Source organism: Fibrobacter sp. UWCM (assembly GCF_900129735.1).
Classification (GTDB): Bacteria; Fibrobacterota; Fibrobacteria; order Fibrobacterales; family Fibrobacteraceae; genus Fibrobacter.
The window spans coordinates 52,732-77,138 of the sequence record NZ_FQWR01000014.1 but is presented as its reverse complement, the minus strand read 5'-3'; the positions used below and the strand labels follow the sequence as shown (position 1 = coordinate 77,138).

Sequence of the window (24,407 nt, the reverse complement as noted above, 5' to 3'; positions counted from 1 at the left end):
TTTAGTTCCTCTCAAATATTGCGACAAGTCCGTCGGCAAATGAAAAAATGTTATCTGTATAAGTTAAATAATCATTATAACTAAATTTTTTACCTTTATCATGAGATACTAGATTTCTAATTCTATTTAACTCCATTGCTTGTTTAAACATTTCTGAGACGTTATCGGCCTCCAAAAAAAGTTTTGTGTATTTTGTTGGATTGTAATAATTGGCAATCAACAAATTGGCCAATTTTTCTAGAGCGCCATTTCCGTAGGATTTGGTTAAGTGAGAAAGCGCTGTTTTGATAAATTCAATTGACCAGCGCTCGATATCTCTATCAAATAAAAAGGTTTTACTTAGCAGGTTTTCAAGAAAAATTCTCGGTTGTTTTAAATCATATTTCGCATTATTGGCAATACTGTTCAATTGGCGATTTTCATAATCGACAAAAAAACGATTCAATAGGTTTTCCACAACATCACTACCTAAATCACGTACAATATTTTTTTGTTCATGTAAACCAGGATTCCTTTGCATTGCTCCATAACTATAGGATATATCATCATAAAGTTGTCTGAACTGTTCTTTTTTGCTATAAAGATGGGGCATATGCGCTAGCGCAAAGCTGTCAAAAGCCATTCGATTCTTATCAAAGTCCCTACATAATTTGACGATTTCTTTTTTTAGGTAGTCTCCCAAGCGAGATTCTCCTAAAAAAACATTGGATTGCTCCTTTAGCCATTGCATTTGCCGAAGGTAATATTTTTCGTCAATATTTTTCATATTGAACGGAGATGTGATTTTGTATCCTTCGGGCAAAGAGGGGTCAATGGTAATTTTTACCGTCAAGTAGATATTTTTTTGTCTTGATGATAATTTTTTTACTAATTGCGGTCCCCTGCTAATACTCTCTTTTTCGTTTTCCGATTTCGTTATAGGGGTGTCTATGAAGGATTCTGCTTCATCAAAACTATCTAGGTCTTGGAATTCGTCTTCAAAAATTGACAATGCTGAAATTTCACTCTGCGCCTCTTCATGTGATATTTCGTCGTTATCGCGACGTTTTAATATGTTGTTACATTTTATAAATGCGGAGAATGCCTTTTTTAATTCAGAATTTTTAACATGTATATTTGGGAAAGTATTTTCCTCGTTGCCTTCAATAGTAATTTTTTCAGGAAAAACATCAGGATCCTTTCTTTGGAATAAAGGTGCTTGATCAAGATTTCCTTTGTAAAAGAAAGGCAAAATATCCTTCTTTATCGGGTTTACGAAAAAATATCCGTATACCGCTTGGTCAGATGGGCGGTCTTTGACAATTCCCTTTAGGTATTCTATACCTTTATCGGTTAGTTCCCATGGATTGCCTGCTGTTTTCCGAATAAACTGATCTGATTCCAGGTTGGCGTAAATTTCTTCAATAAATGTCTCTGATGCATTTAAAGCATTTGCGACACCTGCAAGGGAAAAACCGATAGAAATAAATTTCAGTGCAGTTTCTTCGTAAACATCCAGTTCATCATCCTGAGGGGAGTGCACTTCGCATTCTATGGCAATGGCTGGTATCGCAACGAGGAAAGACTGAGTGTCCTTGCGGTCGTATCGGCAATTAGCGATGTTCAAAATATCATAACGCATGATAGTATCCTCCATTGTTTTCGGCACAAACACGATAGAGTGCGTTGATACTCTCAATTGGCTTTAAACATTGTGCATCGCCGTATACGGCAAGCTGTTTTTTAGAACGACTAAAGGATACGCATAAACGGTTGGGTTTGTCTAAAAATTCTAGACTATGTTTTTTCTGAGTGTTATGCTTGAAGGAGCGAACACATGAAAGTAAGACATAATCGTACTCCTTGCCCTGGAAAGCGTCAACCGTGCCGACTTCTACTTGTGATTTTTGCTCGTTATTGATTTTATTGCTCAAGCAGTCATTAATTAATGAAACCTGTGCCGAATAGAACGAAATGATGCCAATTGTTGCGTTAGGAACTTTATTTAGAATTTTAACTACGTCTTCAGAAATTTTGGTGGCTTCAATGTTACGGCTCATTGACCGTCCGGGCTTTTCTGGGCCCTCGGAATTAGGAATGTCAATAAAAGCAAGCGCTCGGCCTCCATTGATTTCGGGATGACTCTTATAGAGGTCAAGATTTGCTGACGGGGACATTTTTAGTTCGCCCTCATAAAACTGTTCGCTGACGAATTTACATATGTCTGGATGCATACGAAATTGCTCGTTAAGCATCACTGTTCTAGGCTTAGGTTCTTTGCTAAACATGTCATATAGTCGTTCAAATAAGCTTTGTTCCAATGCAGAAAAGTCTTTGAAATTAGGATCTTCCTTCATACGCTTGACAACATCCGGTTCTAGCATATGGGGCAATTGCTTGTGGTCGCCGACTAAAATAATTTTCTTGCCCATAGACATTGGAATGAATAGGTCTAATGGATTTGCACGGGCGGCTTCATCAACGACGACTAGGTCATAAATTTTATCGCCGATGCTATGCAAATTAAGGCTATTCTGGCAAGTTGCGGCTGTTGTCATAGAATACTTTTCGACAACACTTTCGTATTCCTGTTCAAGTCTGTCCATAAATTCGGCTAAAATTAATGCTTTACGACTTTCGTTATCGGGGAACAAATTCATGTATTGCTCGTTAAAGCAATATGACATAGATAAAAGGCAATCATCGATAGCCTTTTGATCGTTAATATCTATGGAGACAGGCTCTTTACAATACTTCTTTTTAAGGTTGTTGACCAAGGCTACATAATTCTGAAAATCACTATCAGAGAATGAATCGTTACAAATAGAATCCAGGAGGTTGAAGTCGGCTGTCTGTAAGTTTAGTTTGTCACGACGTAAATTAAGTGTTTCCCTAAGCCTTTTGGCGTTCAGAACGCCATCATCCTTAAAAGACGTTATGTCAAGCCGCTGCGCCTTCAATTTCTTTTCCAATGGATCTTCAACAGGAGGATTTATTGCGCTGTTAGAAAACTTTTCTTCGACTTTCTTGATAATAGCCTTTGCTTTCTTTATCAAAATTTCATCGTAATTGATTCCATTAAAGGATAAATAATCGTTTAAAAGCTCGGCTGCGAACATCAAAGATTTTTCTGGATTTTTTTCATTTTTGTATTTCAGGAATTTTTCGGCCATCATTTGACGTTTTTGATTCAATGATTGCACGGAAGTGTTTTTTGTGCTTTCAAGAATGTTGGAACGGACTCCATCTAGCCATGATTGTAAGGATTTTTCGTATTGGTTCCTCACATTTTCTTTTGCACGGCGAGAGATTTTCCTATAGGCGGGCAAGTCCCCTTGAAGAGGGGCCGAAATGGCATTATCAACAGCTTCGTTTTGGAAACTGGTAATCAATATCTTGGGGCTATGGACAATGTATTCGGGGTTCAGTTTTTGTTTTTTACGTTCCTCGTCTTCAAAGATTTCGCGGAATCTTTCGCAAATTCCCTTAATGACAGTTGTTTTGCCTGTGCCAGGAGGCCCCTGTATTACGGCAAAATCTGGAGTGTTGATTGCCAAATCAATCGCTTTTTTTTGCCGTTCGTTGAGATCGCTTGCCTTTTTAAAGTTTCTCCTTAGTTTACTTGATATGGCCCTGTGTGTACCCCATTCATAGTAACTACTGGCGCCATTTTCTACGATTGAAACAATCGCTTTGATTGGCGCTTGTCCACTCAAGATGCGTTGTTTGGCTTTTTCGCGGCGTATGGCGATAACTTTGTCGCCATAACTATCGAGGCTTAATTCTCCTTTGCTGGGAATTTCTTCCCAAAAATCTGATGAGTCTAAAAATGTTGTGAGAGAATCCTCTTGAATACGTCTTATTGTTCCGACGGGGGTACTTCTGTTATTGTCACTGACAATGCATAATTCGCGCCCTATATAGCTGTTGTCTATTTGCTCTTGAATTTTAAAATCAAATGTGTATCCCTCCATGCTGTTGTTGACACTGTATGACTCATAATTTATAGAACCAAATTCTTCGCAATCCAACTCTAGCGATTTTTTTGTTAATTCGCTATAGGCCTCCCAGCGATTGATATAGGATGTTCCGCTGGAAATGCGATTCATATCGTCAATAAACTTGTTGTTTGTTGATTCGGAACGCAGAACGAATCTGATTTCAGGAGCAATGAGGAATTCTATAGGGAGTATGCGTTCTTTACGGAATCTTTCTTTATATGCGACAAAGGTCTGTCCAATGTTCTTTGCCAATAAAAGGCTTCTGCCTGAAACAATGGCTATTTGGGCAGACTGTTTCTTACTAGTCTTGTTGTTAAGCACAAAAATTGAAGGCTCGCCGTATCCATTCCAAACATATTTTCTTTCAAATTCCTGAATTCTATCGGCAAGATCTTCATTGACCTGAATTTCTATGGCGGTACTGTATTTTGTAATTGTAGAAAAAGAATATGCCTGTACTTCGAGACTGTCTTCATAAATTCTTTCGATAACAAAGAAAAATCTTTGAGTATTTGCTTGTTCAGACTGAATGCATTCTAATAAATATTGTGATGTAAATGCATCAGTCCTGCAAAAAACAGGACATGCCAGGAAAGAGACGTTTGGACCAAACGGCGTTATAGAAAATTTTGTAACATCATTTGTGAATTCTATTTTAAGAAAGCTTCCTTTTTTAAATTCGCTGGCAGAATCAAGTGTTAGTTTAAACTTTAGCGATTTTGCCGCACCGAGATTAGAAATATCCATGCTAAACCTCCATGAACATTGCCATTTTTATCAAACCAAATTGCTGGTTACTGGCTTCTACGATTGTTGCGGGAGAATCATCTCCTATTTCAAAAAAAAGAGTGTCACCATTTTTCAAGTCACAATGTGTGTCCTTGTCCACAATCGTAAAATTTGTACTCCCGTAATGTTTGATTTTTATTGGCATATCTAGCCCATCATTTACCAATGTGCAGGTTCCATTCTTGCTATAAATGCTAAAGCAGTTCTCGGCAACGCTTGCTCCCATGGTGTATGATTTTTCTCCTACTACATAAAATCTGGGAACGCGATTTTTGAAATCGTCCTTGATTACATAACTGTTGGTCGCAGTTTTTTTAGTAGCTTTTGGCTGACTTTTTTTCTCAAAATCACAATAGGCTTTTTGGTAGTCGGTACCTTCAAAAAAGAAATCGTAAAATTGTATTCGTGCCTTGGGACTAGATTCCCCGTCGCACCAGGGACACGGATTCCATTTCTTTCCCGTTTTTCTAGGATAATGCCACGCTCCACAATGGGGGCATTTTATTATATTGTTGCTTGCTTCAATCAGGGCGAATTCAAATTCTTTTGCCGATGGGCGCTTTAGTCGGTTGAACTTTCCATCTTTAAAGCACCGGCTGAATAAATTCTTGAGCCGAGTTGTAAAAACAACATCTTCCGGAAGTAGGTGGGTTGAATTTTCGGGAGAGATATAATCGCATTCCCCGGCAAGTGCTTTTGCCTCGTCTTCTGGAGAACCATTAGCTATTTCATCACTGATATAAGGATGCCCTACTCGTAAAAGTTCGTAAAGGATAACTGCCAGAGAATAATTGTCCGAGAAAATATCAGGAGTGTTCAAACCCCTTACTACTTCAGGTGCGATATACCGAGGAGTCCCGAGGACACCGGGGTTTCCTCTGCCGGCAACATAAATGTTGTCAACATCAATCATCTGTACCGAAGCTTTATTCTTTGTACGTACAAGAATGTTCTTGCCCGAAATGTCGCAATAAGATAGATTTTCGCTTTCTAGCTTTTCGAAGGCTGTGGCTATCATCCTGCCCAGAAAAAGTCGGCATAAAAAGCCCTTCTCTTTATTATACCATTTATAAAAAGGTTGCTTTGGATCTGGAAGTAAGTATACGTCTAAAGGCTCGTGACCAACAACGCGCTTCATCACAAAGCCTACATGTGGCTCACACAGTAAATCCTCGACAGGAACAAAATTTGGGGGCAACTTCACTTGTTTTACGAAACGCAGTTGTTCTATGACATGGTTTGAGGCGAATTCTTCGTGATAAAGCTTTACGACGAAATTTCCTGAATCTTCTTCGTACACAACACCTTGTGATCCCGAATCAATTTTTTGGGAAAGGCGATACCTTTTGCCACTTTCACCGGTGACGATAGTTCCTTGTAGGTTGTCAATTCTATTTTGCATATTTGACAACTCCAATGCTTTTATCGTCGAAAGAGGCTTTTGAAATCGCGTTAACGAAGGACTCTAATTCCGTGCGGAGTTCACTTGCGCTAACCCCTGATTCCAATTCCTTGACAAATTCAAGTTCCTTGTCGGCTTCTATTCCATTGGAAAAGCCGTCCGTGCAGCATACGACGACATATGGTTTGTCTTCTAATGGGATTTCCTTGCAAAAAAAGCATTCTGGCGAAAAGGTGCTGTTTAGGCAATCCGTTTCATTTAGAAAGGACGTCTCAAAACTCTCTGTAGCAACTTGCTTGGATTCTGATGAAAAAGCGCAAAAACCATCGCCAACGGAAACTAGCAATATGCTGTTTCCGTATTTGAATGCGGCTTTTACTGTAGCGCAATAGTCATCAAGGTTTTTGCCTGCCAATATAGAGTGCCATTCTTTCCAAATATTTTGGACGACTTGTCTAGAGTCAAAACAAAGGGTGCGTGCTTTAAGGGTGTTGAAGGTGCTTATGCAAGAATCAACGACTGCTTTTGAACCTCTATCTGCACACTTACAAGATCCGACGCCATCGGAAACTACTAGGACAAAATCCCCATCTGCTTCTCTAAAATCTGCCGAATCCTGATTGGGTAGATTAAGCGTTTGGTGAGCTGTTCCGACATCCGATAGGGTAACAAAAGTCAATTTGGCCCTTTTTGACTCCTGGGCGATCATATGGTGATTTCCTCTTCATCCATCAGGGAAGTTGGGGCAACTACGGACACGTTGTTGGGTGCAACACTTGTCGCACGGGCAATGGTGGACATGGTTACCCAACGGAAAAAACTTGCGATGCCTTTAGCGCCATTAGATTTAATTACTGGAATCTGATTGTTTTTCACGAAAGCTTTTAGCATGGCCATATCGGCATCGCTTCCGATGCCCATTGCAAGGCGCTGGCACTTGGATGAGCGTGGGCCGGAATGCAACATGGCTAAAGGAGCCCAGTTGCTATAATTTTGACCATCGCGAAAATCTGTGGGCCTTCCATCACTGATGAGTACAATCGTGGGGGCGTATGCACGGGATGACACTATTTCTCGGTTTTCGATCATTTCGGCAACTTGAGTAAATGCGCTGCCCATAGGGGTTTCTCCATCGGCTTCTAATTCGGTCAGGGAAACCTTGTCGACATCTGTGAGAGGTTGCACGACATTGGCGGCGTTGCCGCCAAAGGAAATTACGCAAAGCTGGAATTTGCCCCTAATATCATTGACGTTGTTCAATGCGGAGACCATGTCTCTCAAGGCGATGTTTAACTCTTTGATTTTGGGGCCGCTCATGCTTCCCGACACATCGGCCAAAACGAAGATTGGCAGGGGGCGTGCTTCCTGTGCTACAAAGTTATTCAATCCCATATTTTATAATCCTTTTTCTCTATATATATAATTTTTTACAACAAATGCATGCAAACAGATGCATTTTTATGGTGATACCAGCAAAAAGTGTGCCAAGCTACAATGTGGGCTTCTTGGGGCGTTTTTTTAGCCTTTTTGTTCTAGGTGCGAAATATTTTTCGCTCTATATGGAAAAATTTTTCGTATATTTCTATCCATGGGAAAGAAGATAACGCTACTCACGTGGATGGCTGTTGGGCATGAGCCCGATGCACTGGAATCACTAATAAAGAATCTCGAGCGAAATCACGAGATTACCCAAGTACTTTATCTCTACCAAAAAGAGCATGCGGAAAAGCTAGATGGGGTTAGGCGATTAAGCCCCGTTTTGACCCCTATTGAGGTGGCGGTAAAGAATCCGACAGTTCACAAAGACATTTATAACATTATAAAGAATCAGATCATACCTAGAATAGAAGGCCAAAAGGGCCTCGTTATTAACGTGTCTTCGGGTACCCCTGCCATGCATGCGGTATGGCTTATCTTGTATGCTGCCGGGGCGTTTCCTGATGGAACACGTTTGGTTTCGTCGCAAAAGAATCCTAAAACTGGGGAAACTTCCTGCGATGATGTTGATTTCCCAATAACCACTTACCTAAGCGAACTCCGTAAGTACGAGAAGGAAAATCCGAAAGAAGCATATTATGGACCCGACTCAAAATCAAAGGCGAGGCGTGATGCCCTAGAAAAGATCCGGGTCTATGCCAGCGTTCAGGGCGTACCGTTACTTTTGCTTGGCGAACGGGGTACGGGCAAGAGTCGCCTTGTGGAATCGCATATAAAAAAATTTAAGAATAAGGAAGCGGTGATGGTGGCCTGTGGCTCACTGGATTCAACGTTGGCAGATTCTGCCGTATTCGGGCATGCGAAGGGGTCTTTTACGGGGGCGCTGAAGGATAGAAAGGGCTATCTGGAAGAGGCTAATAATGGCATACTTTTTTTGGATGAAATTCAGGACTTGCCCAGAAGTGTGCAACGCAAACTGCTCCGTACATTGCAGGATAAACGGCATCATTATCGAAGGGTTGGCGAGGATAAAGAAAGAACCGCCAATGTGGAATTGGTGTGCGCATCAAACTTGCCCGAAAAGGAGTTGCGCCAGAGGCTTGATCCCGATTTTTACGACCGTATCAGCTTTTATAAGGTTACGCTGCCTCCACTGCGCGAATGCCGTGAAGATGTTCTTGATGATTGGAAAAAGATATGGAATACAGTGAAGCTGGATAGTTCTCCAGAAGAGGCTCCGATGGATACTGTGTTAAAGGAATTTCTGATGACTTCTAGTTTGTTTGGGAACTTTCGCTCACTGCAGATGATTGCTTACCAGTTTGTTGCATGGCAGGACAAGAAAACGGCAAAGGAGATTCTAGAAGAAACGTCCTTTGAAGAGGCTGTTCCCAGCAATCATCTTGATGATTCGCTTCTGGAGGAATTCTGTGACATGTCGTGGAATGGTGCGACCGGGCGCTTTAAGTACCTGCTTGCGGAATATGCCTGTAAAAAATTCGGCACGAAGGAGCGTGCGGCAGATAAGTTTGGATGCACGGCAAAAACTCTGAATAATGTCATGAAAAAATAACTCCCCCCCCCTATTCCACATTAGACTATGTAAACAGTGGTTTACATTCGTGCGGTTTTGTACCTTGTTTAACGGGGTGGATGTCTGCCCCCACAACAAGGAGGCCATCATGAAACGCGCAAACGTTATCCTGTTCATTGCCTTCGTTCTTCTCGTGACGACATCTTTTGCCGCAAGGACGGTCAAGTCCAAACAGGGCGACATAGATCTTGCCTTCGAGCGGGGCGGGAGCACCATAGTATGCACAGCAGGGTTCTACGATGAACTCACCGTCGTCAAGGAGGCAGATACGGATGTCCTCGTGCGCGGGAGTTGCGGTCAGGGTTGGGTTGACAAGGCTAAGGTCGAACTGGTGGCAAAGCCCGCTGGCGACAAGAACCTCAGCTTCAACGAGTACAACATCGAAGGCTGGATTGATAATCTTTCGCTGATCGACGTCTTCTCGGACAACGTAGAAGATTTCGACGGGGTGAAAATCGACCGGGACTTCAAGGAGTACCTGACTCAGACGCTGGACCGTGAACAGATGGAGATGAGCCGCGGGGAAAACTGACCCGAGGGCAAGTCCCGAAAATTACCAAGGCCGGGTTCCATAAACGGGGTCCGGCCTTTCCCGTATAAAAATTTTCGCGAGGGGGTAACACTTTTGCCCGGGTCGGGTGTTCTAATAATGTAAATTTATAGGGTCCGATGAAGAGTTTCCTTAAAAAGAGTTTCGTGTCGCCGGCTGTCTTGTCGGCCTTGCTCGTGGCCATTACTGCCTGCGACTTTCACGGGCCGTGGGAATACTATCCCGAGGAGCGCGAGGTCTACACGGGCATCTACACCTACGGGCACATTTCTGACTTCACGAATCCGGAAATCTGCTTTTCGAAGGTCTACGAACTAGACGAGGCATCGGCAGAAAACTTCGCGTTCTACGACAGTGCCTACGTGACTCTGCAGGGCAAGTTCAAGATGGGCGAGAACGAGTACGATACCACGGTTGTCCTGCAGACGTGGGGCAAGCCGAACTGTTTCAAGGCAAACGAGAGGGGAATCCTGGGCGAAACCTACACGATGGATGCTTACTTTGTATGGGACAGTGCCGGCAGTACGGTAAAGTCTAGGTACACTGCGGTAGCGTCGATCCCCAAGCCGGTCAAGGTTACGGGCCTGAACATCCCCAAGCAGGACGGCAGTTACGAATTCCGGGAATATACCGATGGCAAGGTAATCGGCGTGGACTTCCTGGAGTTCCCGATGGACATGGAGTTCGTAAAATGCGCACTGGATTTCGACAAGTCCATCGGCGGTGTGCTCTCGGTATTGAATTACGACATGGAAACCGAGGAATCGGTAAACACCACCATCAACCAGATGCTCGAGGGCCTGACCGAAGCGGACGACTCGACGGGTTACCGGGGCATCGCGATGCACGACCCGTTTGAACGCCGTCAGAACCTGGGCTACTCGGAGAACCGCTGGATAGGCGGGTTCAACAATCTCGATACGCTCTACCTGATGAACATGATGCTACCCATTGGCAGGATTTCCGTGGACATGTACACGACGGACCGCGCGTACGTGGATTACGAGCGCAAGGTCAAGGAATCGGTAAGCGATTCGCGCGTCGTGCCGGAATCGAACATCGAGAACGGCATGGGGGTCTTTTTCGGGATGTCGAGAACGTCGCTCGAACTCAATGTGCGTGGCGAGGGCGTGACCATGGAATATATCGGTTTCCAGAACTGCGACTATATCGGGAACGGCGACGAGGAAAGTTGGGAAACGCGCGCCTGCAGGCTGTACCAGGATATCGCCTGTTCCGGGATGCCGACGGATGATTTCCAGTACGACCTGGTCAGTGGCAATGCGCACGCATACGAATACTACCGGGAAGGTAAAATTACCGGATGGGCCAAGACGTGCTACCCCTCGAACGTGAAGGCTGCCATGATGCTCGATACCACCAGGTGGTCGATATTCCTGCCCGATACCATCAGCGATGCGGACAAGTCGGAAGCGTATGCCGACGGGCTCAAGCGCTACTGCGTGGCGAGCAACTTCGAGAGCAACCACATCGCGGACTGCAGCGAACTCGAGGAACTGTGCCTGCACAATACCGAGAAGAACTACTGCAAGGAATACCTTTGGGAATGGTGCGCCGACCGCGACTGGGATATGCTGGAATACGAGCAGTGCCGCAGTGCATTCGTGAGCCGCTACTATCTGGAAGAGCAGAAGTCGAGCATATTGAAGCGCGAGGTGGAAGAGATTTGCAACTACGCATTCCCGAAGGTTTCCGAAGACGAAGATGTAGACGCAGAATTCCGCACCCCGATTTGTGCGAACTGGTGCAAATACCGCGGCGGAAACAGGCCCTATCGTGTAGAATGCGAGTAAATGCTTTCAAATTAATATTCGTGGTGACACATTTGACGGATTTGGGTGTTTTAATTATGTAATTTTGATACCTAACCATTGCGGAAAGTTATGAAACGTTTAAGATTATTGCCTTTCGTGCTGTTGGTGCTGCTTGTTTCGGGCCCGGCCCTTGCCGACCGCGCTTCCGAAATTCAGGACCTGAAGCTTGAAAAGGAAAAACTGAATTCCGAAATCCAGAAACTGAACCGCCAGATTTCGGCGACGGATTCGATGCTCAAGGCGGACGATTCCCGCTACAAGACTCTGCAGCAGCGCTACAAGGCCGACACGGAACGCCGCCGTGCCGAAATCGATAGCCTGAACGCGAAGATAAAGGCGGTTGCGGGTGAACTCCAGGCGGAACGCAATAAGCAGGCCCGCGCGAAGAACCGTACAGACAACGTTGCAGCAAAGCGCAAGGCGCTGCGTACCGAACTTGCGGGTATCAGCAAGAAGCTCGAATCGCAGGTGGCGCAGACGGTCCCGTGGGAACTTGAAAGCAGGCTCGATCGCGTAAAATCCCTGACCCGCGACATCGAGAGCGGGAACGCAAGCGAGGAGGAAGGCTTTTCGCGCCTCAAGTCGCTCATTGCCGAAGAGACCAAGTTCGGCGACGAGGTGGCGATTATCAACAGCCCGCTCACCCGCAAGAACGGCGAACTCATCAACGCCTCTATTTTGCGAATCGGGAACCAGTGGATGGTCTACAGCGATGACAACGGCACGGTTTTCGGTGCGCTGGTGCGCAAGGTCGAAGACGGGAAGGTCGTTTACGAATGGAACGAGGAATTGAACCTGGAAGAACGCGCGGCGGTGAAGCTCGCGCTCGACGTGAAGCAGGCGAAGAAACCGCCCCAGATCGTGAAGTTGCCCGTGAGCCTCTCTATCGTGGGAGGTGAAAGATGAAAAAGTTCGTAATGTGTCATCCTGAGCGAAGCGCGAAGCGCGAAGTCGAAGGATCTAGACTTGCATTATTTGCCTTCTTGTTGCTGGCCTCATCCGCATTCGCATGGCCGTGGTCTTCGGGCGAAAAGAAACAGTCCGCCGAGGACCAGGCGCGCATCAAGGATTCCCTGCAGATGGAAGAGGTGCGCAGCTTGCAGCGCGAGGTAGAGGCGCTTACCCGCATTCGCCTGCAGAAGGCGGACTCGCTCGAGAAACTCGAGGCGGAACACTGGCGCAAGCGCTATGCCGAGTCGCAACTGACCGAGGAGCACCAGGCAGCATCGCGTGAACTTGACGGCCGCTATTCCAAGCTCTCGACGGATCTTGGCCGCGTGAACGAGGAGGTCATGGCGAGCAGGAGCATGACGGGCGATGCCGAGGAGAAGGCGCAGGCCGATGAATCGGCATACGATGCGCTCAACACGCAGGTAAAGCTTTCGATTGACAAGGCTCTCGGTGACGTGGTGGGCGATTACCCGGTGGGCATGAACGGGCGCCTGATTCGCCTGAAGCAGGCCTCCGAGGATGCCGAGAAGAAGGTGCCGAATACGGTTGGCGCGGTGCAGAATTTTATGAATGACTTGCTGCTGCGTCACGAACTGACCTACACGCAATTCTACGGGCGCGAGACTTCACAGGTGGGCAACCGCCCCGACGTGAACGTGAACCGCTTGCGCCTGGGTACGGTCTTTTTGGGCGAGGTCACGCAGGATAACGGCGAGGTGCAGGCGCTGCTCCGCTCGGGTGCATTGCAGGGCAAGATATTCGAATGGAACGCGACGCTCCCGCCGGAGATGGCCGCGAATATAAAGCAGGCCGTATCGCAGGCCTCGGGGGCTTCCACGGTTGTCTCTATCCCGCTGGATGTATTGCAGAACAAGGCGGTCAAGAACGCGATTACCGACACGAAGGAACTTACCTGGCGCGAGGAATTCCAGGCGTTCTTCAGGAAGGGCGGCATCGTGATGTACCCGCTCATGCTGGTGGCGATTTTCGCGCTGCTGCTTTGCCTGGAACGCTTCCTGGTGCTCAGCTACCGCGGGCATCTGAGCCGCAGGTTCAACCGCAAGCTCGACGCTCTCGTGAAGGAGAACCGCTACGAGGATGCGGCTGGCCTCTGCCTCAAGAAGGAAACGAGCCTCTCGATGGTGCTCTTTGCGGTGCTGAACCGCGCCCGCGACAAGCGCGAGGATGCGGAACGCGCCCTGCAGGAGGCATTGCTCCGCGAGCAGCCGAAACTGGAACGCCGCATGGGGCTCCTTGCCGCGATGGGCTCGATTGCCCCGCTGCTCGGCCTGCTCGGCACGGTGACGGGTATCATCACGCTGTTCACGGTGATTACCGAGGTGGGCACGAACGACGCGCGCGTGCTTGCGGGTGGCATTTCGGAGGCTCTCGTGACTACGGAAACGGGCCTCGTGATTGCAATCCCCGTGATGATATTGCACGGCCTCCTGAGCGAAAAAATCGAGAAGGTCACAAGCGAGATGTACGTGCAGAGCACCGCACTCCTGAACCGCATTTTCGGGAAGAAAGAATAAGTTCCGAGCCATGACAAATACCCACTACATACTCATCGAGTCGCTCGAGAATACGTACCATGCCGGCGGTGTGGTAATGCTCCCGATTCTCTTGGCGGGTGTCGTGGGTTTCTACTACCTGTTTTCGAGCTGGTTCCGCATCGGGAGCGACTTTTTCCGCACCGACATCCACAAGGTCATCAAGCGCATGCGCGTGGACCTGAACGGCGGAATCGAGGAAGACGAGAAGAATGCGGAACCGCCCAGCGTGAAGAAGGCCCTCCGCAGGCTGCGCAAGCGAGGCGGGCTCCTCTCGCGGGAACTCTGCTATGCGATTGACGTCGCGAGCACCAATCCCGAAGGCTTCCGCGACTACATGCAGGTGCGCATGATGAAGACGGTGCGCTACATGGAGCAGGGAAACCATATCGTATCCGTGATGGCATCTGCGGCGCCGTTGCTGGGCCTGCTTGGCACGGTGACGGGGATGGTCTCTACCTTCGAGGTAATTACGTTGTACGGGAACCAGAACCCGGTGCTCATGGCCGACGGTATCTCGGAGGCTCTGATATCTACGCAGAGCGGGCTCCTGGTGGCGTTCCCGCTCACGCTCCTGAAGCAGCGCCTGGACGAGCGCGTAGAAATGCTGCGCCAGAAGATGGAACTCGGCGCGACCGTTATAGAGAATTATTTTGTGGAGAGGAAGTGCCCGTGATTCGTCATTGCGAGGCTTCGAAAGAAGCCGTGGCAATCCAGGAATGAAGGATTTATTATGGAATTCAACTTGCCGAGAAGAAAGCAGAAGGATATGGGCATCGAGATGGGCCCGCTGATGGACATCGTGTTCATCCTCCTCATCTTTTTCGTGGTGACGTCCTCGTTTACCCGCGAGACGGGCGTGGACGTGACCAAGCCTCAGGCGCAGTCCGCAAGCCAGCTCGAGAAGGAAAACCTGCTGATTGCGATTACGCGTGAGGGCACTATCCACATGAACGAGCGGCAGGTGGACCTCGCGAGCCTGCAGGATATCTTGAAGCAGTCGCTTGCGAAGGCGCCCGACCGCGAGGCCGTAGTGATTGCGGATAAGGGTGCCGAGACGGGCGTGCTCGTGCAGGTAATCGACATGTGCAACCTGGCCGGAGTGAAGAAGGTCTCCATCGCGGCACAGGCGGAGTAGTTGATAATTGATGATTGATGATGGATGATGGATAGTTGGTGATTGATGGTTGATGATTGATGATGTGGAGTGTGAGATTTGGAATGTTTTGCGGTGTCATCCTGAGCGACCCCTGTAAAGGGGGAGTCGAAGGATCTAGATGTGAAGCGGTAATTAGAACCTGGTAGGCAGAACGGCGTCATTGCGAGGCCCCTGTAAGGGGACGTGGCAATCCAGACAAGAAGTAGTAACTAGAGTTTAGTAGATAAAATATCAGAATAGATAGAATAATGGTATTGAAGTTTTTTAAAAAATTGCTGAAGCGTTTTGCTATCCTCATCGCGGCTATCCTCGCGAGCTGTTTGCTCGTGTTCTCCGTGACGATGGCGAACCTCTTCTTGACGGGCAAGGTGTTCCACGAAAAGAAATACAACAAGACCGAAATTGCAGTGAAGAAGGTGGAAGAAGTCGAGAAGAAGGTCGAGAAGAAAAAGCCCGCGCGCAAGCCCGACCGCCAGAAATCCAATTCGCGTTCCCCGAAGGCGGGGCCGCGTTTCGCGATGAATCTCGGGACGGCATCGGGTAACGCCGGCGCCGCCGTGAGCGAGGACATGGTGGCCGATTTCCGCGGCGGGACGCTTTCGACCGAAAAGGGCGACGTGGACAAGAAGCCCGAAAGCAGGGCGTACCCGAATTTTCAGGTGCCCCCGCAGATCCGTGACCGCGAAATCGATGCGATGCTGCGGCTCAGTTTCTGTGTGGACGTGAACGGCAAGGCGTACGATATCAAGGTGCTGGAGGAATCTCCCTCAGGTTCCGGGCTCGCCGCCGCCGGCCGAGAGGCGCTATCGCGTATGACGTTCGCGCCAGCCGAAAAGGCGGGCAAGGCGGTGCCCTTCTGCGGCATGGAACAGCCTTTCGAGGTAAAGTTCAGGGACTGATGCGATGTGTAGTGTGTAATGTGGAATGTGAAGTGCGAAGTGTGGAATGGAAAGTAATGTATGGTGTCATCCTGAGCGGAGTCACGAAGTGATGTAGTCGAAGGATTCAATGAAATTTATGAATTTGTTCAAATTGATAAATATTTTTTATGAATTGAGACGAGGCTTGCGTGGGCATCTCGCTGCCTATAATTCTCGTAGTCTCGTTGCCCGCGGTTCCTTGCTAGTCGCCTTACTCTTCGCAATACCTGCTTTCGCGGCGCAATCCGCGTACGACCTGATGGAGCGCGCGAACGTCCTCTACCGCGACGGCAAATTCAAGCAGGCCATCATGCTCTACCGCAAGGCGGAATCCCGCGGCGCGGACCCCGTCGCCACCAGTTTCAACATCGCGAACAGTTACTACCAGCAAAACGACCTGCCGAATGCCGCCGCCACGTACCGCAAGGCCGTCGACTTCTCGAACGGGGCGTTTTCCCCTGCGCTTTTCAACATGGCGAGCGTGTACTTTAGGCTCAAGCAGTACCCCGAATGCGTGGCGGCGTACCACAGGGCGTTGAAACTGGAGCCCGAAAACGTTTCGGGCTGGCTTTACCTCGGCGAAGCCTACGGTAAAACCGGCGACGCGGTCGGCGCGCTGCGTGCCATCGAGAAGGCGTACCAGCTCGACAAGGAAGACATAAGCATCGTCTACCAGCTTTCAGAGGCGAACATCGCGCTGAACGATTTCGAGCGCGCCGTAGCCGTTATCCGCGAGGGCTACGCCGTGCACCCCGACGAGGTGGATTTTCTCGTGTATCTCGGCGACGTGTACCGCCTGAACAAGCAGTTCGAGGAAAGTGCCGCCGCTTACCGCGAAGCGCTGGGCGTCCGCCCCGATGACACTGCCACTATGTACAAACTAGCAGACGTTCTCGCCGAAGACAACAAGCCGTTTATCGCGATGGACGTGCTCAACAACCTGGTACAAATCAAGCCGGAATTCAGCGATGCGGCCATATTCCTCGGGAACCTCGCTTACGACGCGAAGTTCCTTGACCGCGCCGAGTCCGCATATGAACTTGCGGCAAAACAGGGCAACGCGGAATCTGTCTACGGGTTCAAGAACATGGCCTACGATGCCCACGCCGAAAAGCGCGATGGCGAAGCGCTCCGCCTGCTGAAAGTTGCGCAGAAGTACTTCCCCGACGATATCACCGTGCAGGCGGACATCTTGGAATTCGAGAAGAACTAAAAAGTCCGGCGAGTGAGCCGGACAAATTTTAATCCTTCACGCAGCGGACTGGGTTATAGCACTCTTCGTCGTTATAGTCCCATACTTCCGCTTCATTTTCTGATCCCCTTATTACAATGTAGTATTGGGTCGAGGATGCATAATATACCCATAGACGTCCATATTCACCCAAAGAATGGAATCCATCATCGCTGCAATAGCATCCAGAGCCCACAAAGGAGAGCCCGTATGTATCAGTCCCGGGTGTAATTCCTGTTTTCCATCCCTTTGCCGACATCAACGGGAGTGCGTGTCCGCTAGCAAGATTTACAAGGTCTTGCGCCTCCTTATTTGTCGGGATATGCCACCCGTCAGGGCAGATTCCCTGGATGTGGCCGGTACCCAGGTCGCATGAAGATTTATAGGCACAACTGGAGGAATTCATCGCCGCGCTGCGGCTATAAAAGTGACCGTATAGTTCGCAGAAACGGTCGTCGTCGTTGAAGCAGGTAGATACTCCAATTTCGTTGCCGGCGTAGTTCAGGTTCTCCGCCATCCATGTTGCACTACCGACTTTTACGGTCTTGTATGTCTTGTCGTCGCGCGGGTCCGTCATGGTGCCATATTCGATGTCCGGGTTGAACTGCTCGCCGGCGGCTTCTAGGTACGGCTCGGCATCTGCCTGTTTGGCTCTTGACGAACTGCTCACGGAACTGGATGAAACGCTGCTCGACGAAACGCTGCTCGACGAAACCGGGCCATCCTTTATGCAGCGGACGGGGAAATATACTTCCTTGCTCGAATAACTGGAAATAGATACGTCATTATACTTAACAAGTAAGTAGTATTGATTAGAATAGCCGTTATAATAAGTCCATGTGTATGAGAATCCGCCCCTGGAGTCGTAGTTTCCGGCCTCCCAGGATCCTGTCGCAACAAAGGAGAGTCCATAGTCATTCGTTCCCACTGCGCTTGCCCCCCAGCCGTAGTGTGACCTTATTTTGTCCTCATCACTTTCTACATAGTTTACCAAATTTTTGGCTTCACTGTATGTCAAGACGTGCCAGCCGTCGGGGCATATTCCCTGAATGGGACCGTCACCCAAACTGCATGAACGACCGAAAGCGCAACTGGAGGAATTCATCGCTGCGTCACGGCTGTACAGGCGGCCCATGAGTTCGCATTCGCTCTCCTTTTCGTGGTAGCACGTGTTGTGCCCTTCCAGGAGCGGGACAATGCTCGAGTCGGAGAAGTTCAGGTTCTCCGCCATCCAGGTCTGTCCATTGAATTCTATGGTCTTGTATGTCTTGCCGTCGCGCGGGTCGGTCATTGTGCCGTAGGTCAGGCTTGGGTTGAACAGGTCTTCCTTGGAACTTATGGAGAAACTGCTGGAAGGGTTCTCGCTGGACCATACGCTGGTGTAGTAGCTGCTCGATGAGCTGTAGCTGCTGCTCGACGAACTGTAGGAACTGCTCGAGGAGACTGGGTTTGCCTTCCCTTTAACGCAACGCACTGAGCTATAATATTCTGAATCCTTATAACTTATTACCTCTACGATACCTCCAGAGCCTCCGACTAGCAGGTAATGCTGATATGTGTCCGGCGCGTAGGCCCATGTCACTTCGTATCTGTGGATGTCCTCGAAACCGTCGTCGGAATCCCAGTTCCCCGCTCCTAGGAAGGAGAGCCCGTAAGTATCTGTTCCGTCGTTATAACTCCAGGTTGATCCCATTGATTTATAACGCGGTGCATAGTCGCCTACGAAATTCACGAGGTCTTCCATTTCCGCTACGGTCGGGATATGCCATCCGTCTGGGCAGATTCCCTGGATGGGGCCTTCACCCAGGTCGCAGCTCGACAGATATTCGCATCGTGAATCGTCCATCGCGGCATCGCGGCTATAAAGGCGGCCAAACTGCGCGCAAAGCGAATCGCTGTTATTGTAGCAGGGTGCCTTTCCCACGTTATTGCCGGAGTAGTTCAGGTTCTCCGCCATCCAGAGCTGGCCATTCACGACGACAGTCCTGTATGTCTTGCCGTCACGCGGGTCTGTCATGGGGCCATAGTCGATATCCGGATTGAACACTTCCTCATAGGAATAGCTGCTCGACGAGCGGTAAGAACTGCTCGAACTTTCCGCCCGATGGAACTCGCGGCCCTCAGCGGTGAGCGTGTCAGTATCGCCGACCCAGATGTACACCGAGTCGCGGGAGTTGAACTCGCAGTAGTAACTTTCCTTCTCGCGCCCGACAATCGCCTCGCGGCCCTCGCGAACGTCGTTGCAGGGGTACTCCGCAAATTCCTTGGTCGATGTGAACGCGTAGTCGTACCCGCGGTTCCTCGAAACCGGGGCGAAGTCGTCGTCATCGCCGCAGGCAGTAAAAAAAGCCGTTGCCGCAGTCAGGGCACACAGGCCAGGTAGGTATCCAAGCACAGAATGTTTCATTCATCCTCCTTTAACATCCCGCATAAAATATACCTAAAATGTCGGGTTCTCCGGTTATGCGTTTCGGTTTTTCCTATATTCATTACGTACAAATACCGGAGTTTTTTATGGAAATCAAATGGCTTAATCCCGATGCAAAGTTTGACCGCCTCGTCCTTGCAGGCGACATTGGCGGCACCAACACGAACCTTGGCCTCGTAGGCTACAAAGACGGCAAGTTCACTCTGATTCTCGAAACCGTCTGCCCCTCCAAGGATATCGACGGTCTTGACGCTCCTATCCGCGAAACGCTCAAGCTTGCCGCGGAAAGCCGTGCTGACCTTAAGCCGAGCCACGTGTGCATCAGTGCCGCGGGTCCGGTGGCTGCCAACAAGTGCGTCATGACGAACCTCCCGTGGAGCGTGGATGGCGATGCCCTCACTGCGGCGACCGGCATCCCGACCCTTGTCATCAACGATTTCATGGCCATCAGCTACGGTATCCCGACCTTGGACGTGGACGACCCCAAGCAGATTTTCAAGCTCACGCATACCGACGGCAGTGAACCCGCCCCGCAGAAGGCGACCAAGGCGGTCATCGGCCCGGGTACCGGCATGGGTGTCGGCTTCCTCGCGTTCGATGGCGAGAAGTACATCCCCGCTTCTTCGGAAGGCGGGCATTCCACCTTCGCTCCGTTTGACAAGGATTCCCAGGAATTCCACGATTACATGGAAAAGAAGATTGGCACCGTGCCCGGCGTGGAACCGCTCGTATCCGGCATGGGGCTCCGCAACATGTACGAATGGTGGAAGGAGACCCGCGGCGTTCCCGATAACGATGCCTTCAAGAAGATTGAGGAAACCGAACCCAACGATCGCCCCAAGTACATCAGCCGCGCGAGCGATACCGACCCGGTGGCTGCCGAGATGATGCGCCTGTTCGTGAAGATGCTCGCCCGCTTCGCAAGCGATGCCTCCACGCTGTTCTTGCCCCTGGGTGGCCTCTACCTGGCCGGCGGTACGGTGCAGAAGGACCTGCGCTGGCTCGAGCGCGACAACCTGTTCATGAAGTATTTCGAGAAGAACTACAACCCGAACATCCGTCCGCTATTGAACAAGATTCCGGTGTACATCATCAAGGATTATAGCATTAGTTTGTACGGAGCCGCAAATGCGAGCCTGAACCTGCAGAAGTAATCTGCTTTGGTTAGCCGTAGATAAAGCCAAGCGTAATGGCCACTGCGACCAGCAGCACGATTTGCTTGAGAATATGTACTTCTTGTGAACTCATGGCCATAAAATACAATTATAGGGTGGCAAAAAAACACCCTGTAAGAAGCAAATAATTTTACAGGGGTAAACGCGTGATTTAGATTACGCAAAATGGGTGTTTATATTTTTTTTACTTTAGGAGCTCTTCGGGGACGCATTCCGCCATGGCCTCGTAGGCCCTCGCGCTCGGGTGCAGGTGGTCTCCGGAATCGAATCCGCTACTGAATGCCTTCGGGTTCTCGTGCCCGCGGACGGCCTTGTCGAAGTCCACGCAGCCGTCGAATTCCGGTGCAGTTCTGAGCCACTGGTTGAACGCCATGCGGATGATGTCGCGGTTCTCGTTGTAGGTGCGCCAGCCGTAAATGGGCAGGAGGGTCCCGCTATAAACTTTTAGCCCGAGCTTGCGCGCGTGCATAATGTAGAGCGAGCGCACCCCGTTGATGAGGTCGTCGGCCGTGGGCATGTCGCTCCACGGGCGGAACCTGTTCACCTCGACTCCGACAGGGTGGATGATGTCGTTTATACCGTGTTGCACTATGACTGCGCGGGCACCTGCGACGTTCATCTCGATGGGGAAGCGCGTGGCGCCCTTGAGCCCGTATGCCGCGTAGGTGATGCAGCTGTATTCCCGCAAGATGCGCGTGCCGCTTACCGCGCGCCGGATAATCGCCACGTTGTTGAACCCCTCGCGGGCACAGCGCAGCGTGAGGTAGTCGGGCCAGTCCTGAGCGGTAATCGAATCGCCGAAGCATACGAGCGCGAAGTTCTTCTCTTCGGTGAGGATGTCGACCGTATTGAGGAAGTAAATCCAGTTCGTCTTGCGCGTGAGATTGTCGGGGAGTGTGGCAGATTTCGCGAAGTTGCCGTAGCTGTACTTGCCGCCCGAAAGCGGGCCCGTGATTGCCGTGCCCGCGTTCATCTGCGTGAAGCCCGCGAAGTACAGGCTCACGTCGAGAGTCTCGCCCGCGGTCACGTCGAATGCGATTTCGTCGCTCAGGATTTCTTCGCCCGCGGGGATGGTGCCGGAGGTGCGCCCTCCGAACGTGATGGCGACCGGCGCATATTCGGACTGCGCTGCGTCAAGATGCGCGGCACATGTTTCGCTGGCAGTGGACTGCGCGCCGTTTATAAACTGCGTCGAGGTTGCCGGGGAATGCGCGGCCTTTGCCACATACGCTTCGCTAATTGTCACGGGTTCTGTGCCGGTGAGGTTCGAGAAATGGAACCGCAACTTGTTGCCCGAAAAGCATGCGCGTATCGGGTAACGCAGCGTCAGGTCCTTCGCGTAGGTCGCTTCCTTGCGGTCGGTGATGGAGGTCGCGTTGCCCCAGCAGGCAACCCATTTCGAATACATCTCTGGCATGTACCAAAGATAGATATTTCGGGAGGAAAAATGTATCTTTAACGTATGGCCGATTCACTTGACGAAAAGCACATTGAAAATCGCACGAACCTTGCTGCGACTCCTGCCGCACAAGACGCTGCCCAAGATGCCGCGGACCGTGCTGCCCGAACTTCAGCAGACACCGCTGCCGAGGCTCGCAAGGCCCGCATCAAAAAGATGCGCGGGTGGCTTTCTCCGCGCGATACTGTGGCCGACGACTTTGGCCCCGAAGACGCCGCCCTCTATTACGGCGAAGGGCATTCCGGCTGGAACCGGTAGGTTAGTATCCCAAAGCCTTGGCGCGGTCGCGGATATTTTCTTTATACAGAGCCTTGCTCTTTTCGCTCATAAAAGACTTATTCAGCATTTCTTCCATGACGGGTACGGCGTCAATCGCCTGTTTTATGAACCTGCGGGCGCGACTTTCGACAACCCCGATTCTCCGGGCAAATTCCATAAAATCCGGAGTGCCGTAAAATCCGTTCGCTTCGTAAAAGGGCGTCTTGAAATCGTCCTCGTCCTTGAACAGGTCCAACGCCGTACGGGATTGCTCGTTAGGGATATGGAGCGACGTATTCAGCAAGTCGTACGCAGGAGTCAAATCGTACACGTCAAGATTCTCAACGCTATTTTGCAGAGAAAAATTCTTGGCATGCGCATCGCCATTGCAGACAAGATAATTGAACAGGACTGTCCTGAAGAAGACTTCCACGGCGACATCGGCCGCGCTCACGTTCTCGCGGATCAACTCGGCAATGCGCTCGTACGAGCCCTTGTACTTGTAGTCGTCGCCATCCCTTTCGGGTACAAGCCCCGCAATCTGGGCAAAGTCGCTCTGGCTCAGGCGGAAACCCGCATACTCGCCGCTGTCTACCACGTCGAAACGCTTGGTCACAAACACGGCGTCGCCGTTCTCGAAATAAAGCAGGGCCGATAGTGCGGTCGGGATTTTGAAAATCGTACGCGCCATCAGCATGGTTACATGTTCGTTGGCCGGAGCATCCTGGTAGTTCTCGTAATGCGAAGGCAGTATGGGCTTGAGAATGTGTGTCCCGCCCCTGTCGGCACTCGTCAGCTTCTTGTTGTCGACCCGCGCCGAAAACTTGGTCTGCACACCGGAAATCGAAATCCTCTTCACCGAACCGTCGGGGGCGAAGGCAAGCTGCGGAGCGTTATAATCCAGATGCGCATCAAAATTCGAAACGCCGAACAGCGCCTTCGAGCAGGCGTTGCAGAAATCCCGTTCGGTCTCCTTCAGGCAGCAATGGCAACGGCCCATCAGCGCCCCCTCTCGCGCACGGTGACTGCGCCGATCGTCTCGTAGTTGGCAAGTTTCAAGAGCATCGTGAACTTGTCGGAATGCAGAATGCCGAGGCGCTTGCAAAAGAACGCCTTGTTCGCGCCCTCCGGCAGCAAGCCCTGAAAATACGGGAACAGGTACGGTGAACTGAAAAAGCGCTTCTTCTTGGGCATGTCCAGGGCGATGGACGGATTCTTTGACGCGATGTATTGCGGGGTGTAGAGGAAGGCGAAGCGCCTCCCGTTTTGCAGAAGGTACCCCGCCAGAATGTCGTTGTAGTACACGCAGGCGCTACGGACTTTCGCTACGCTATTCATGCCTTACCCGCTCGCTCAAGGTGACCACGAAACCGAGAGGCCTAACCATCTTGTTCAGCACGTTTATGGACGGGTTCGCCTTTCCCTGCTCGACAGAGTTGATGGTCCTGGGAGAAATGCCGGACATTTCGGCTAGGTCCTGCTGGGACAGCCCCTTCTTTTTTCGCCTTTCCACGATTTGTTTGCCGATTTTTTCCATTTAACGAGCCTTGATACCGCAATATATTGCAGTTTTTGTGTTAAAATATATAATTGCCGGCCTTTTGTCAATAGAAAACCGCAATATATTGCAGGATTTTCGTTGAAGCGGATTTTTGTATATTTAGAGCAGCCGGTCAGGTGGCCGGC

Annotated in this window: 21 protein-coding genes; 11 read left to right on the top strand and 10 right to left on the bottom strand. The window is 49.9% G+C overall.

Features of this window, described 5'->3' with window-relative positions:
• Position 1 precedes the first annotated feature (1 nt).
• The 5 genes from BUB22_RS10270 to BUB22_RS10250 are packed head-to-tail and all read right to left on the bottom strand — an operon-like array spanning position 2 to position 7,563.
• Complete coding sequence (locus BUB22_RS10270) at positions 2-1,621, bottom strand: hypothetical protein (protein WP_139258958.1); 1,620 nt, start codon at positions 1,619-1,621, stop codon at positions 2-4.
• Positions 1,611-4,727: a DEAD/DEAH box helicase family protein gene (locus BUB22_RS10265; protein WP_073115044.1), complete on the bottom strand. Its 3,117-nt coding sequence runs from the start codon at positions 4,725-4,727 to the stop codon at positions 1,611-1,613. Before BUB22_RS10265 ends, BUB22_RS10270 begins: the two co-directional genes overlap by 11 nt.
• Position 4,728: 1 nt before the next feature.
• Positions 4,729-6,171: a protein kinase domain-containing protein gene (locus BUB22_RS10260; RefSeq protein WP_073115043.1), complete on the bottom strand. Its 1,443-nt coding sequence runs from the start codon at positions 6,169-6,171 to the stop codon at positions 4,729-4,731.
• Positions 6,161-6,880: a protein phosphatase 2C domain-containing protein gene (locus BUB22_RS10255; protein ID WP_073115042.1), complete on the bottom strand. Its 720-nt coding sequence runs from the start codon at positions 6,878-6,880 to the stop codon at positions 6,161-6,163. The genes BUB22_RS10260 and BUB22_RS10255 overlap by 11 nt, the downstream gene beginning before the upstream one ends.
• Positions 6,877-7,563, bottom strand: a complete 687-nt coding sequence (locus tag BUB22_RS10250; RefSeq protein WP_073115041.1) for a vWA domain-containing protein — start codon at positions 7,561-7,563, stop codon at positions 6,877-6,879. Before BUB22_RS10250 ends, BUB22_RS10255 begins: the two co-directional genes overlap by 4 nt.
• A gap of 196 nt (positions 7,564-7,759) precedes the next feature.
• Between BUB22_RS10250 and BUB22_RS10245 the strand changes: the two genes are divergently transcribed.
• From BUB22_RS10245 to BUB22_RS10205, 9 genes are all read left to right on the top strand, one after another.
• A complete protein-coding gene (locus BUB22_RS10245; RefSeq protein WP_073115040.1) occupies positions 7,760-9,181 on the top strand; it encodes a sigma 54-interacting transcriptional regulator in 1,422 nt (473 codons plus the stop codon).
• Positions 9,182-9,290: 109 nt separating this feature from the next.
• On the top strand, positions 9,291-9,734 hold the full coding sequence (locus BUB22_RS10240; RefSeq protein WP_072811875.1) for a hypothetical protein: 444 nt from the start codon (positions 9,291-9,293) through the stop codon (positions 9,732-9,734).
• A gap of 137 nt (positions 9,735-9,871) precedes the next feature.
• On the top strand, positions 9,872-11,566 hold the full coding sequence (locus BUB22_RS10235) for a hypothetical protein (RefSeq protein ID WP_073115039.1): 1,695 nt from the start codon (positions 9,872-9,874) through the stop codon (positions 11,564-11,566).
• 90 nt (positions 11,567-11,656) lie between these two features.
• Positions 11,657-12,493, top strand: coding sequence for a DUF3450 family protein (locus BUB22_RS10230; protein WP_073115038.1), 837 nt, complete (start codon positions 11,657-11,659; stop codon positions 12,491-12,493).
• Entirely contained in the window at positions 12,490-14,073 is a 1,584-nt protein-coding gene (locus tag BUB22_RS10225; protein ID WP_254794719.1) for a MotA/TolQ/ExbB proton channel family protein, read from the top strand. The genes BUB22_RS10230 and BUB22_RS10225 overlap by 4 nt, the downstream gene beginning before the upstream one ends.
• A 10-nt stretch (positions 14,074-14,083) precedes the next feature.
• The gene (locus BUB22_RS10220) at positions 14,084-14,767 is read left to right on the top strand and encodes a MotA/TolQ/ExbB proton channel family protein (RefSeq protein WP_072811763.1); all 684 of its coding nucleotides are present in this window, start codon (positions 14,084-14,086) and stop codon (positions 14,765-14,767) included.
• 57 nt (positions 14,768-14,824) lie between these two features.
• Positions 14,825-15,229, top strand: a complete 405-nt coding sequence (locus tag BUB22_RS10215; protein WP_072798016.1) for an ExbD/TolR family protein — start codon at positions 14,825-14,827, stop codon at positions 15,227-15,229.
• A gap of 293 nt (positions 15,230-15,522) precedes the next feature.
• Complete coding sequence (locus BUB22_RS10210) at positions 15,523-16,149, top strand: energy transducer TonB (RefSeq protein WP_254794718.1); 627 nt, start codon at positions 15,523-15,525, stop codon at positions 16,147-16,149.
• 154 nt (positions 16,150-16,303) lie between these two features.
• Positions 16,304-17,383 (top strand): tetratricopeptide repeat protein, encoded by a 1,080-nt coding sequence (locus BUB22_RS10205; protein WP_254794717.1) that lies wholly within the window; start codon positions 16,304-16,306, stop codon positions 17,381-17,383.
• Between the two features lie 28 nt (positions 17,384-17,411).
• Here BUB22_RS10205 and BUB22_RS10200 read toward each other — a convergent pair whose 3' ends face one another.
• The gene (locus BUB22_RS10200; protein ID WP_073115037.1) at positions 17,412-19,808 is read right to left on the bottom strand and encodes an FISUMP domain-containing protein; all 2,397 of its coding nucleotides are present in this window, start codon (positions 19,806-19,808) and stop codon (positions 17,412-17,414) included.
• 107 nt (positions 19,809-19,915) lie between these two features.
• Between BUB22_RS10200 and BUB22_RS10195 the strand changes: the two genes are divergently transcribed.
• The gene (locus BUB22_RS10195; protein WP_163440842.1) at positions 19,916-20,983 is read left to right on the top strand and encodes a glucokinase; all 1,068 of its coding nucleotides are present in this window, start codon (positions 19,916-19,918) and stop codon (positions 20,981-20,983) included.
• A gap of 205 nt (positions 20,984-21,188) precedes the next feature.
• Here the strand turns inward: BUB22_RS10195 and BUB22_RS10190 are convergent, their stop codons facing one another.
• Positions 21,189-22,421, bottom strand: coding sequence for an SGNH/GDSL hydrolase family protein (locus BUB22_RS10190; protein WP_073115035.1), 1,233 nt, complete (start codon positions 22,419-22,421; stop codon positions 21,189-21,191).
• A 45-nt stretch (positions 22,422-22,466) separates the two neighbouring features.
• Between BUB22_RS10190 and BUB22_RS10185 the strand changes: the two genes are divergently transcribed.
• Complete coding sequence (locus tag BUB22_RS10185) at positions 22,467-22,721, top strand: hypothetical protein (RefSeq protein ID WP_073115034.1); 255 nt, start codon at positions 22,467-22,469, stop codon at positions 22,719-22,721.
• A 1-nt stretch (position 22,722) separates the two neighbouring features.
• Here the strand turns inward: BUB22_RS10185 and BUB22_RS10180 are convergent, their stop codons facing one another.
• The 3 genes from BUB22_RS10180 to BUB22_RS10170 are packed head-to-tail and all read right to left on the bottom strand — an operon-like array spanning position 22,723 to position 24,258.
• Positions 22,723-23,721, bottom strand: a complete 999-nt coding sequence (locus BUB22_RS10180; RefSeq protein WP_073115033.1) for a HipA domain-containing protein — start codon at positions 23,719-23,721, stop codon at positions 22,723-22,725.
• Positions 23,721-24,059, bottom strand: coding sequence for a HipA N-terminal domain-containing protein (locus BUB22_RS10175; protein ID WP_073115032.1), 339 nt, complete (start codon positions 24,057-24,059; stop codon positions 23,721-23,723). The genes BUB22_RS10180 and BUB22_RS10175 overlap by 1 nt, the downstream gene beginning before the upstream one ends.
• Entirely contained in the window at positions 24,052-24,258 is a 207-nt protein-coding gene (locus BUB22_RS10170; RefSeq protein ID WP_073115031.1) for a helix-turn-helix domain-containing protein, read from the bottom strand. The genes BUB22_RS10175 and BUB22_RS10170 overlap by 8 nt, the downstream gene beginning before the upstream one ends.
• Positions 24,259-24,407 lie beyond the last annotated feature (149 nt).